This is a genomic window from Mesorhizobium sp. P3_A9 (genome assembly GCF_056402975.1).
In genome coordinates, this window is the sequence record NZ_JBFUGJ010000195.1 from 1 (window position 1) to 11,209 (window position 11,209).

At 63.1% G+C, this 11,209-nt stretch carries 12 protein-coding genes; 4 read left to right on the forward strand and 8 right to left on the reverse strand.

Translation table 11 applies throughout. The features are described from left to right. The first annotated feature begins 267 nt into the window (after positions 1 to 267). Complete coding sequence (locus tag AC1DX0_RS22825; RefSeq protein WP_477356925.1) at positions 268 to 1,032, forward strand: heme ABC transporter permease; 765 nt, start codon at positions 268 to 270, stop codon at positions 1,030 to 1,032. A 25-nt stretch (positions 1,033 to 1,057) separates the two neighbouring features. Here AC1DX0_RS22825 and AC1DX0_RS22830 read toward each other — a convergent pair whose 3' ends face one another. Continuing rightward, the gene (locus AC1DX0_RS22830; RefSeq protein WP_477356927.1) at positions 1,058 to 2,116 is read right to left on the reverse strand and encodes a D-TA family PLP-dependent enzyme; all 1,059 of its coding nucleotides are present in this window, start codon (positions 2,114 to 2,116) and stop codon (positions 1,058 to 1,060) included. Positions 2,117 to 2,303: 187 nt separating this feature from the next. Here AC1DX0_RS22830 and AC1DX0_RS22835 point away from each other — a divergent pair, with 187 nt between their 5' ends. After that, entirely contained in the window at positions 2,304 to 2,990 is a 687-nt protein-coding gene (locus AC1DX0_RS22835) for a D-lyxose/D-mannose family sugar isomerase (protein ID WP_477356929.1), read from the forward strand. 48 nt (positions 2,991 to 3,038) lie between these two features. On the opposite strand, the gene AC1DX0_RS22840 is transcribed toward AC1DX0_RS22835, so the two are convergent. The 7 genes from AC1DX0_RS22840 to AC1DX0_RS22870 are packed head-to-tail and all read right to left on the reverse strand — an operon-like array spanning position 3,039 to position 9,334. After that, positions 3,039 to 3,392 carry a hypothetical protein gene (locus AC1DX0_RS22840; protein WP_477221106.1) on the reverse strand — a complete coding sequence of 118 codons (354 nt, stop codon included), beginning with the start codon at positions 3,390 to 3,392 and terminating at the stop codon, positions 3,039 to 3,041. 15 nt (positions 3,393 to 3,407) lie between these two features. Further along, positions 3,408 to 4,271 carry an RDD family protein gene (locus tag AC1DX0_RS22845; protein ID WP_477221107.1) on the reverse strand — a complete coding sequence of 288 codons (864 nt, stop codon included), beginning with the start codon at positions 4,269 to 4,271 and terminating at the stop codon, positions 3,408 to 3,410. Beyond that, positions 4,258 to 5,277 (reverse strand): stage II sporulation protein M, encoded by a 1,020-nt coding sequence (locus AC1DX0_RS22850; RefSeq protein WP_477221108.1) that lies wholly within the window; start codon positions 5,275 to 5,277, stop codon positions 4,258 to 4,260. Before AC1DX0_RS22850 ends, AC1DX0_RS22845 begins: the two co-directional genes overlap by 14 nt. Further along, positions 5,274 to 6,572, reverse strand: coding sequence for a DUF58 domain-containing protein (locus tag AC1DX0_RS22855; protein ID WP_477356931.1), 1,299 nt, complete (start codon positions 6,570 to 6,572; stop codon positions 5,274 to 5,276). Before AC1DX0_RS22855 ends, AC1DX0_RS22850 begins: the two co-directional genes overlap by 4 nt. Next, a complete protein-coding gene (locus tag AC1DX0_RS22860; RefSeq protein ID WP_477356933.1) occupies positions 6,569 to 7,525 on the reverse strand; it encodes an AAA family ATPase in 957 nt (318 codons plus the stop codon). Before AC1DX0_RS22860 ends, AC1DX0_RS22855 begins: the two co-directional genes overlap by 4 nt. Then, positions 7,512 to 8,705, reverse strand: a complete 1,194-nt coding sequence (locus AC1DX0_RS22865; RefSeq protein WP_477221111.1) for a DUF4350 domain-containing protein — start codon at positions 8,703 to 8,705, stop codon at positions 7,512 to 7,514. The genes AC1DX0_RS22860 and AC1DX0_RS22865 overlap by 14 nt, the downstream gene beginning before the upstream one ends. Continuing rightward, positions 8,702 to 9,334, reverse strand: a complete 633-nt coding sequence (locus AC1DX0_RS22870) for a DUF4129 domain-containing protein (RefSeq protein WP_477356935.1) — start codon at positions 9,332 to 9,334, stop codon at positions 8,702 to 8,704. The genes AC1DX0_RS22865 and AC1DX0_RS22870 overlap by 4 nt, the downstream gene beginning before the upstream one ends. A gap of 146 nt (positions 9,335 to 9,480) precedes the next feature. Here AC1DX0_RS22870 and AC1DX0_RS22875 point away from each other — a divergent pair, with 146 nt between their 5' ends. Beyond that, positions 9,481 to 10,260 (forward strand): hypothetical protein, encoded by a 780-nt coding sequence (locus AC1DX0_RS22875; RefSeq protein ID WP_477221113.1) that lies wholly within the window; start codon positions 9,481 to 9,483, stop codon positions 10,258 to 10,260. 66 nt (positions 10,261 to 10,326) lie between these two features. Then, on the forward strand, positions 10,327 to 11,172 hold the full coding sequence (locus AC1DX0_RS22880; protein ID WP_477221114.1) for a hypothetical protein: 846 nt from the start codon (positions 10,327 to 10,329) through the stop codon (positions 11,170 to 11,172). Positions 11,173 to 11,209: the final 37 nt, after the last annotated feature.

The following is an 11,209-nucleotide window of genomic DNA, read 5'->3' on the forward strand; positions in this document are numbered from 1 at the left end:
GCCTTCCACCAGCGTCTCATTGCCAACGGCAAGCAACCAAAGGTCGCCATCGTCGCCGTGGCCCGAAAGATTATGACCATCCTCAGCGCCATGCTTCGACACAACCAACCCTGGTGTCCAGACAAAGCCTGAAAACACAGTTGCTCATCCGTCTCGGCGCTGCGCGCCCATCCACCTTCCCCCACAAGGGGGAAGGAGAGGCGCTTTCAAGCCTGCGACACCACCRCTCGATTGCCCCAATCGCCCCGGCGGTCTATGTARAGYCGCATGAGCGASACGACTTCACGCCTGRGMGGCTGGATGGACCTTGCCAACCCGACACGCTTCGTCGGGCTGGCCGACAAGGTCGTGCCATGGCTGGCGGCGATCGCCGCACTTGTCCTTGCCGTCGGCCTCTATATGAGCTTCGCCGCGCCTGAGGATTTCCAGCAAGGCATCACCGTCCGCATCATGTACATCCATGTGCCTTTCGCCTGGCTCGCCATGATGTGCTACACGCTGATGGCGGTTTCGGCGCTTGGCACGCTGGTCTGGCGGCATCCGCTGGCCGATGTCGCGCTAAAATCGGCAGCCCCCATCGGCGCCGTCTTCACCGCACTGGCGCTGATCACCGGCTCGATCTGGGGCAAGCCGATGTGGGGCACCTGGTGGGTGTGGGACGCGCGCCTGACCTCTGTCTTCGTGCTGTTCCTGATGTATCTCGGGATCATTGCGCTGACCCGTGCGCTCGACGACGCCAGCCGCGCCGCCTGGGCCGCCGCCATCATCACGCTGGTCGGCTTCATCAACATCCCGATCATCAAATTCTCGGTCGACTGGTGGAACACGTTGCACCAGCCGGCATCGGTGTTTCGGCTCGGCGGACCAACCATCGACCCGAGCCTGCTGTGGCCGCTGCTGGTCATGGCTGTCGGCTTCACCGTGCTGTTCTTCGCCCTGCATCTGATGGCGATGCGCACCGAAATCCGTCGTCGCCGGGTTATCGCCATGCGGCGGGTGGCGGCACGGCAGGCAGAGCGGCAACCAGCCTAATTCATCTGTTGCATCCCGACCGAGGTCAGGCCATCAACCCCCGCGCGGCCACCGGCAGCGTTTCCAGCACCTTGTCGCCGTCGATCAGGCTGACCTCGTTGAACAAATTGGTGACGACGCAGCAATGGTCGGGCACGACCCGTACGCGCTCACCTATGCGCAGCTTCGCGTCACCGGAAAGCGTGACAGTGCCGTGTTCTTCGCTGAGTCCGGTGACCCTTGCGTCGGGAGCGCCGAGCAGCTCGCCAAAATCCTTTAGTCCGAGTGTATCGCTGGAAAGCGCCTTGCTGCCGCTGTCCAAAATGGCGCGTGTTTGCGTCGGRTGGCTGACCACCGTCGACAGCACCGTCAGCGCGCAATCGTCMARRSTGCCGACGCCTTTGGCGACCTGATAGCGGTCGAGATAGATGTAGGTGCCGGGGCGATATTCGGTGACGACGGAGGCATCGGCAGAGCGCCACATGTCCGGCGTGCCGCCGCTGGAGATGCGCTCGCAGGCGACACCCGAAGCGGTCAGCGCCTGCTTGGCCTTGGCGAGCCACGATTCAGCTTCGGCCGCGCGGCCAGCTACCGGATAGGTCATGAGTCCACCGAAGGTCAGGCCACTGGCCTTGTCGATCAGCCTTGCCAGCGCCAGCGCTTCATCGGCAGTCTGCACACCGCAGCGGCCCATGCCGGTGTCGCATTCGACCAGCACCGGCAGAGGATGGCCGGTATCGGTGAAAACCGCGGCGAGTCCTTCCAGCGTATCCATGCTGTCCGCCGTCACCGACAGGGTGACGCGGCCGTGCAGCGCCTTCAGCCGTTCAAGCTTGGCACGGCCGAGAATGTTGTAGGGCAGAAAGATGTCGGACAAACCGGCATCGGCCATCACCTCGGCCTCGCCGATCTTCTGGCAAGTGATGCCGACGGCACCCGCCGCCACCTGCTTCTTCGCCCAATAGGGCAGCTTGTGCGTCTTGATGTGCGGCCTGAGCTTCAGCCCGTTTTTGTCGGCATGGGCCTGTGCACGGGCAATGTTGGCTTCGGCGCGCGCAGCGTCGATCAGGATCGACGGCGTATCGAGGTCGTGGATCGTCGGCATCGGCTATCCCTGTGAGAATTCGCAGGGTTTATGAGCCTGAAAGCCGGCGATGTCACGCAGCCAGCGGACCGGATCGGTGGGCCATACGAGCGTAGCGAAGGGTACGGCAGACAGCGACATGGATCGACACCGCAGCGGCGTTCGGCTATGCGATTTATCGGAAAAATCGACATGAAGGGTCACGATCATGAAACGCTCCGCCATCARCGACGTCATCCGCGAAGCCGACGCTTTCATCCGCTCGTTCGGCTACATCATGCCGCCCTTCGCCTATTGGTCGCCCGAGGAGATGAAGGCGCGTCAGGTCGATTCTTCGGCGATCTTCACCTCGCGGCTCGGCTGGGACATCACCGATTACGGCCAGGAGAAGTTCAAGGATCTCGGCCTGTTCCTGTTCACCGTGCGCAACGGCCGCTACGAGGACATGAAGAAGGGCATGGGCATGCTCTATGCCGAGAAGATCATGATCTCGCGCAAGGACCAGCTGTCGCCGATGCACCGCCACAACATCAAGGCCGAGGACATCATCAACCGCGGCGGCGGCAAGCTGGTGCTGGAGCTGTTCATGCACGACCGCGACGGCGGCATCGACCCCAAGGCCGAGGTGTCGGTGCCGGTCGACGGAACCATCCACAGGCTGCCGGCGGGTGGCCTGCTGAAGCTCGACCCGGGCCAGAGCGTCACGCTGCTGCCCGGCGTTTGGCACGCCTTCTGGGCCGAGGGCAAGGACGTGCTGATCGGCGAGGTCTCGACCGTCAATGACGATCTCACCGACAATGTGTTTCGCGAGACGATCGGCCGCTTCTCCAACATCGACGAGGACGTCGCACCGGTGCACCTGCTGGTGGCCGACTATGAGAAATGGCTGGGGTAGCCGGGCCGAGCAACTCCATTAAGAATGCGGGTTTCCGTCGGGAATGCCCTAGTCGTCCCAGTTCAGCTGCTGAAAGAACGTCCAGACACTGATAGTGCTGTCATTCCGATCGCTCGTACTGTGCAATGTCAGGACGATATCCACGGTGGGCGGCGCTTTGATCATGACTGTAATCACGCGCGTCCCGTCGTCAGGTACGATACCTATGCCTGAGGTGATTTCCCAATTTCCTCCGGCCTGCTGAAGTCGGGGAGCGGAATCTTCGAATTGCTCCTTCATCGATGCATCGTTTGGAAACGGTTCGTCGGTGAGTTCTGCAAATTCCTCCCACGATCCGGAGACTGCCGCCTGGATGGCGCGTTCTATTCTGGCGCTCTCTGCTTGGCTGATTTTTGCAGACATACTGAGAGCTCCTCTCTACCGCGCGTACTTATCCGCCTTGCGGTTGCCGAGCAGCAGCTTGCGCTCCAGATGTGCCCTGAGCTCACCGTAATAGGCGGTGAGGAACGCTTTTGAATCGATCGGCTCGACCTTCGCACCAATCTTACGGCTGATCGTTTCCGCCACCGCTTTCATCGCGAAATAGTCGTCGCGGCGCAGCACTTCCTCCAGCTTGTGCAACTCGGCGATGCCATAGGCGTCGAGCTGCGCCGGGCTGAAATGGAAGCGCTTGGCAATCGGGTCTTGCCGCTGCGAAAGGTCCTCGACCAGCTTGAACTTCGGCGTCTCCACCACCCAGGTTCCGGCAAGCAGATCGCCAATGCGCAGCCGGTCGCGGTTGAACAGCAGAAACAGCGAAAACAGCAGTGCCCACACCAGGCCGAAAATCGTAGAAAGCGTGTCGGCGACGCCGGCGCCGCCGCGCCCGGCGATGATCGACAACGGCAGGAAAACCTCGATCTCGCGCATCAAATTGCGCGCGATGACCTGATCGATGGTGAGACCGGCGCCGCTGCGCGAGGCGACCCGCACGCCGACGATCCGCTTGCCAGGCGTCGCGGCTCGCCGCCCCGCCTCGAAGGCGATGAAATAGGCGTTGCGCAGCAGGAAGATGAAGATCATCCAGACGATGAAGAGCGGCTCCGCCTCCTTCACGCCAAGGCCGCCGAGGCCGAAGATGACGACGAGGGTGACCACAATGGCGGCAGCGACAATGATCACCACATCGAGCAGGAAGGCCGCGGCCCGCGTGCCGGCGTCCGCCAGCTTGACCTTGAGGTCGACACCTTCCGGCGTGATCAGCGGCCTTATCAGCGCGGCAGGGTTTCTAGCCGTTGCCATGCCGCACCATCCGGAACAGGTAGAAATAGGCGATCCATAGCGTCAGCATGCCGCCGCCAATGGCGTAGCGCGCCGCATCGCTGGTGATCGTCTGCCGGCCGATGCCTTCGAGCAGGCCGGCAAACAGAAGCATCACCATGACGCCGACCATGGCGGTCGCCGCCACCCGCCCGGCCTGGGCGGCAGCGGCCATTCGGGTCAGTTCGCCGGGGAAGGCGATGCGCGTTCCGATCCGCATGCCTGCCGCACCAGCGAGCGCTATGGCGAACAGTTCCGTCGTGCCGTGGATCGACAGCCAGCCGCCAAGCTCGAAGCCCAATCCCTTGGCCGCGTAGACCTGGAACAGCGCGCCCAGCATGCATCCGTTCATCAGGATGAGGAGCACACTAGGCACCGCGAAGGCGAAGCCCAGCGCAAAGGCCAGGATTGCCACCTGCGTGTTGTGGGTAAAGAGATAGGCGGCAAAGCCGGACAGGAAATGGCCGCCGCCACTGTCATAGAGCACGCTGCGTAGCGCCTCGGCCGACGAGTCCGGATTGCGTCCGCCGGCAAGGCTGGGCGCAATGATGGCGTCGTACCAGCGGCTGTCGGAGGCCACCAGCCAGTAGGCGGCAATCGCGCCGATCACCGTCAGCCCGACCGACACCCAGGTCTCGCGCCACAGATCGCGGATCGCCGCCGGCCAGTCGCGCAGGAAGAAATCGCCGACGCGCTGCCTCAGGCCGCGCCGTGCGCCATAGAGATAGAAATAGCCGCGCAGGCTGAGCGCCTCCAGATAGGCGATCAGCGCGCTGTCGAGGGACGTCGCGCGGGCCACCGAGAGCGAGGACAGCGCCGAGCGATAAAGCAGCGGCAGCGACAGCAGCTCGTCTTCCGAAAGCGTACGCGGCGCGCGTTTTTCGACCCGTGAAAGCAGCGCCTCGAACGCCTTCCAGTCGGCCTCGCGCTCCTGGCGGAAGCTTGCCAGCGACTGGCGTACGGCATCGGTGCCGGTGGGCAGCGTCATWGGAGGTTCTCCTCCTTGAGTTGGATATAACGCTCGACCAGCGCCGGGCCGAGGCGTTGGTGGTCGGCCTCGATCACATGCGCACCAAGCAGCCGCAGCCGCCCAATCACCACTTGCCGCTCCCGAAGCAGGCCGCCCGCGATGACTGCGCGGGCCACATCCTCGGGTTTCGTGGGTTGCATGTCGGCCAGCGTCTCCAGTTCGACATCCTTCATCAGCATGAACAGCACCAGATGCCGCTCGGTCAGCCGGCCGACGGTGCGCAGCATCAGCTCGGCGCTGATCGGGTCGACGAAATCGGTGAAGATGATGACCAGCGAGCGACGGTCAAGCTTGGCCGCCAATGTCGTCAATGCCAGGGTGAAATTGGTCTCCTCGCTGGAATAATCGATCTCGGCCGCGCGCTTCTGGATCATCATGAAACTCGGCGAGCCGCGCACCGCGCCGCTCGAGACACGCGGCTTGGCGTCGAAGGAGAACAGGCTGACAAGGTCGCCGCCCTTGAGCGCAATGAAGGCCGACAGAAGTGCCGCCGTTACCGCCCGATCAACCTTCGGCACGCCGTCGACCGGCTCGCACATCAGCCGTCCGCAGTCGATTGCCAGCACAATGTTGTTGTTCTCCTCGATGCGAAATTCGCGTGCCAAAAGCTTGCCGTGGCGCGCGCTGCGCTTCCAGTCGATCATCCGCCGGCCCATGCCTGGCTGATAGTCCTTCAGCGACTCGAACTCGCGGCCCTGGCCAGCCCGCCTTTGCGCGTGGCCGTCGGCGAGCGCGGAGCGCTGCAGCAACGTGATCGCCTCATCGCGCGCGCGGCTGACATCGGGCAGCACCGCCACCTTGCGGTCCATCGGCAGGACGACCTGGTTCCAGGTCAGCCCGAACGGGCCGTTCCAGCGCAGCCACAGCCGGTCGAAACTGGCGATGCCGCGCCTCAGCGCGTCGAATTCGAGATCGAGCGTGCCGCCATTGGCGGGCAGGGCGCCACCGGTGCCGCCGACCGGCGCCAGCCGTTGATCGTGGCCGACGCGCGCCTGCAGCCCGCGCCCGCCAAGGCTGGCCGCGACATGGAGGGTGAAACGCCCGCCAACGCCGACTTGCGGCGGCGCCGAAAGACTGGCGGTGAGTGAGGCGCGTCCGCGCCCGGCCGCCGCATCGACCGCCAGGAAGGCGAGCAGAATACAGATCCACAACAGGCCGAGATACCAGAACGAGGGCAGTGCTAGCGCGATCAGGAAGGCAGGGATGGCCCCCGCCGCCGCTGCCCAGACCGCTCTGCCGCTTGGGTAGATCAACGCGGCGCTGCCGTCTGGTCGACAAGGTCCGWSACGATCTGCTCCACCAGCCGCCCGTCGATCTGCGCCGCCGGCGACAGGATGACGCGATGGCGCAGCGCCGGCACGGCAAGTGCCTTGACGTCGTCGGGGATGACATAGGCGCGGCCGTCCAGCGCTGCCCTGGCGCGGGCGGCCCGGGCCAGCATGGCGCCGGCGCGAGGACTGGCGCCAACCTCCAGATCCGGGCTTTCGCGGGTGCCGCGCACAAGGGCAGCGATGTAGCCGACGATATCGTCGACCAGCGTGACATCGCCGACGGTGGCAAGTGCTGCCTCCAGCGTCTTGCGGTCGGTCCGCGCCTTGATGCCGTATTGCTCGATGTCGTGCGAGGCGGAGCCGCCGCCGTGATGCACGATGATGGCACGTTCCTCCTGTGCATCGGGATAGCTTACCCGGTGCTTGAACAGGAAGCGGTCGAGCTGGGCTTCGGGCAGGGGATAGACGCCCTGATGCTCGATCGGGTTCTGCGTCGCCACCACCATGAAGTTCTGGCTGAGCGCATGCGTGGTGCCGTCGAAGGTCACAGCGTGTTCCTGCATGGCTTCGAGGAGCGCGRCCTGSGTCTTSGGCGGCGTGCGGTTGATTTCGTCGGCRAGCAGGAGRTCGCAGAAGATTGGGCCGCGCGTCAGCGTGAACTGCCCGCTCTGGAAATTGTAGATGTTGGAGCCGACAATATCGCCGGGCATCAGGTCGGGCGTGAACTGGATGCGGCCATAGGCGACGCCGAGCGCCTGTGCGAAGCAGCGCGCGGTCATGGTCTTTGCTGTGCCCGGCGGGCCTTCCAGCAATATGTGTCCGCCGGCGAACAAGGCCGTCAGCATCAGATCGACCGTGTCGCGCTGTCCGGTGATCGCTTTCGCCACTTCTTCCCTGATCGCATTCGCCAGGGCCTTCACATCATCGACGTTCACCGAGCCTCCTTGTCGTCCAGTCATGCAGCTCTTGCGCTGCTTCATGCATTTGAGCCAGCTTCCTGGCTTCGTTCGCGGCCTTGAAGCGACGGCTGAAGCCCTGAATTTCGCCGTGGTCGCGGGAATCGAGCCAACGGTCGAGTGCTTCGCCTGGCAAGCCTTGCGGCGCGCCGAGCAATGCACCGGCACGCGCACGCATCAGCGCCGCATAGCGGTCGCCGAGCTCCTCGATCCGCCCGGCGCGCTTCAAAAGCATCGCCGTGGTGTCGACCAGCGCCTGTTTGCCGAAGGCAATCGCCCGGGCCTCGGTGCGCGGCGGTCCGAACCGGCCGAGCCCATGCAGGAAGGCGAGCGCGGCCGCCGCCAGCACCGACAGCGTCAGCGCCAGGAAGGGCGGCTCGACCAGGAGCTTGGCCAGATCGTATTTTCGCCCCGCGCCGTGCAGCGTCAGGTCGAACATGACCCCAACATCGTCAAGCGAGGCCAGGAGATCAAAGACCGCTGCCGCCTTTTCGGGATCCTTGAGCCCGGCGTTGTTGATGAGGTCGGGATCCGTCAGGATGTAGAATTGCTTGTAGGGGAGTTTGCTGAGAACGGCCTTGCCGTCGCCAGCCGCAATCCATGGAGTGCTGTCCGCGATCCACTGCAGGTCATCGGGCGCGGCAACCAAATGGCCCTCGATGTCGATCTTGTTGGCCGTGCCTTTGCCTTCGCCGAGCTTTGCCTTGGTGATGCGGCCTAGCCAGTCGTTGACGACCGGGTCCGGCAGCCGCTCTATCTTCATCTCCCATCCTTCGTGCGTTTCCAGCGGCAAGGTTTGCCATTTGGGCAGCACGAACAGCGTCGGCAGGTCTTGCCGAAGATGGATGATGTTTTTGAGCGCCTCCGGATCACTTTCCGGCGAGATGGTGACGATGAGCAGGATATTCCTTGATAGGTCTTTCTCGGTCTTCGCCATGTAGGGCAGGCCACCGGTCAGTTTCAGCCATTCCACAAGGCCCGCATAGCCCGAACCGCCCTTGGAGAGCGGCGTCGCCCCGCCTTCCGGCTGGCGAAAATCGGGCGCGTAGGTCGACAACAGGAAAAATCCCGCCGCCGCGAGCAGGCTGGCAAAAATCCCCCAGAACAGGGTTTTTCGGCTGAACGGTTCCTGCACCGCCTCGACGGCGGGCGCGCTCATGTCCAGGCATCCCTGAAGGCGAAGCGCTCATAGGCGCCGCGCGCCTGCCGCCAGCCTTCGGCGCCGACCGGCCGGCGGGCAAACAGGGCGGCCTCGACGATGCGCGCGATCTCGCTGAAGGCGTGGCGCGCCCGCGACGGGAGCGATGGGGCCGTGGCAATGTCGCGCGACGTCAGCGATGGGCGCAGGAAGTCGGGCAACCGCCCGGCAATGTCGGCTACGCTGCGCCGAAGCAGAAGATGCACCGCCTCGTCATAGTCGCCGCGCGCGGCGAGCGCGTCGGCCTCGGACAGCAGGATCTGTGCCGCCGCGGCGTCCGGGCGCMATGTCTCTTCCGCCTCTGTCTGCTTGCGAGTGCGCCGCCATGGCAGGCGCCATGCCACCCCCTTCGCTTCGAGGGCGACGAGAACCACGATGACCGTGACGCCGATGATCACCGCGCCCCAGAACAGGTAGATCATGTAGGGGCCGATCTTCGCCAGCATCTCCAGCACGGGCTTCAGCCACCCCGGCGGTTCCGGGGGTACGAGGCTCGGCAGATCGAATTGGATGGAGTTATCCGCCAGCAACTGCTTGTGCAGGTTTGCCAGCCATTCGGCGTCCGCCGTGCCCGGCTGTGCGACTGTCACCCGCTCGCTCCCTGCAACCCGCGGTTCGGTGCCAACTTTGGCAATGCTGCACGACAATTGCAAGTGATTGGACGTCAGTTATCAATACTGGCAGATTTGCAGTCGGGACCACTGCTTGGCATGACCCGGCGAGGAGGGGACAACGCATGACTTCAACCACATTTGCACGACGAGAGAAATTCGATATCGGCAGGGTGTTCAACAACACATTTGCTGTTATCGGTCGCAACATCGGCCTTTGCGTTGGCCTTGCCGCGCTGTTTTCAGGCCTGCCGAATCTTGTCTCCCAGCTTGCGCGCCCGGCTACCAAAACAGTTGGAGATCCAGCGAATCTTGCCTTGGTAACCGCAAACTACAAATTCGGCTATTTCGTTGGCTTCGCGGTCTTTGCAATACTTTATATCGGGTTTTCGCTTCTGTTGCAGTCCAGTCTCGTCCGGGCAGCGATCGAAGACTTGAACGGCAAGCGGCCGACCTTCGGCGATTGCATCCGCGTTGCGATCCGCAATTTGCTGCCGACGCTCGGGATCGGCCTGCTCGTCGCACTTGGCGTTGGCTTTGCCTCGATTGCTTTGCTGGTGCCCGGCATCATCCTCTGGCTCGGCTGGTTGGTGGCGATACCGGTGCTTATCCAGGAGCGGCTCGGCGTGTTCGGTTCGATGTCGCGCAGCCGCGCGCTGACGAAGGGCAGCCGCTGGGCCCTGTTCGGACTCTTCCTGATCCTGATCATCATCGGACTTGTCATCCAGTCGATGAGCGCGGTGGTCATTTATCTCTTCCATGGAATTATCGCCGCGGTCTTGGCCGCCTTGGTGCAGACCATTGTGTCGATGGTGGTCTCGGTCGCCACGGCCGTGAGCTACATCGAACTGCGGCGGGTCAAGGAAGGCACCAGCGTCGATGAACTGGCGGAGATATTCTCCTAGGTGCATGGTCCGCGCCGGCCAGGGGATCAGTTGTCAATGTAATTCGGCTTGCCGGAAGGGACGATCGTGGCTGCGACTGCGCTGGCGCCTCCGGAAACATTCCGGATCGGGAGGGTTCTCAGCGAAAGCTTCGCGGTCATCGGCCGCAATATTGGTGTTTGTTTTTGGCTGGGCTTGATTCTCGGTGGCTTGCCAAGAGCCATATTCGGGACCCTCCTTGGGCCGATCGTATCCAGGTATGGCATCCATGACTTTCCGGCCCTTCGGGTCACCTATGCTCTCGTTCAATTGATCGGCTACAAATGTTCCGATGGCATGCTTCAAGTTGCCTTTGCGTGGCTGGCGATGGAGGATTTGCGTGGGAATCGGCCAACGTTGCGGCATTGCCTGGGGGTTACAGGAGCGACGCTACTTTCGGCTGCAGCCATCTGGCTGCTCGCCAACCAGCTCTTCGTGTTCTGCGGAGACATCGACCAATACGCAATCGACCACTACATTCAGTTCTTAATCAAAATTCCTTTGCCATCTGTCGTCTGGGTTCCTGCAGGCGTAGTTGTCACGTCCATTCCCGCATTGATATTTTGGGTTCGCTGGTTCGTCGCGATCCCGACCCTTGTCAGGGAGAGGTCAAGTGTATTGAGGTGCCTGGCGCGCAGTCGCGACCTAACCAAGGGGAGCCGATGGCCTTTGGTCGGGTTTTGCCTAGGATTGTCCGTGGTTTTTTTCCTGACGGGTTTGGCCTTGAGACCTAAGACATGGCCGTTCGGCGCGCCGACGCGTTATCTTCTTGATGCCTTGCTGGATACAACCAACGACGTCGTGACGGCGGTGGTCATGGCGGTTGGTTACGACGAATTGCTAAGGATCAAGGAAGGCACCGGCGTCGACGATCTGGCCGAAGTCTTTTCCTAGCCGGGCGTTCGGCTGCGCCGGCACCCCAGGATCTCAA

What these genes read in the sequence shown, in the direction of transcription:
- AC1DX0_RS22840 (WP_477221106.1), bottom strand. Translation starts at nt 3,392, where the DNA reads ATGTCTGCAAAAATCAGCCAAGCAGAGAGCGCCAGAATAGAACGCGCC.
- AC1DX0_RS22845 (WP_477221107.1), bottom strand. Translation starts at nt 4,271, where the DNA reads ATGGCAACGGCTAGAAACCCTGCCGCGCTGATAAGGCCGCTGATCACG.
- AC1DX0_RS22850 (WP_477221108.1), bottom strand. Translation starts at nt 5,277, where the DNA reads ATGACGCTGCCCACCGGCACCGATGCCGTACGCCAGTCGCTGGCAAGC.
- AC1DX0_RS22865 (WP_477221111.1), bottom strand. Translation starts at nt 8,705, where the DNA reads ATGAGCGCGCCCGCCGTCGAGGCGGTGCAGGAACCGTTCAGCCGAAAA.
- AC1DX0_RS22875 (WP_477221113.1), top strand. Translation starts at nt 9,481, where the DNA reads ATGACTTCAACCACATTTGCACGACGAGAGAAATTCGATATCGGCAGG.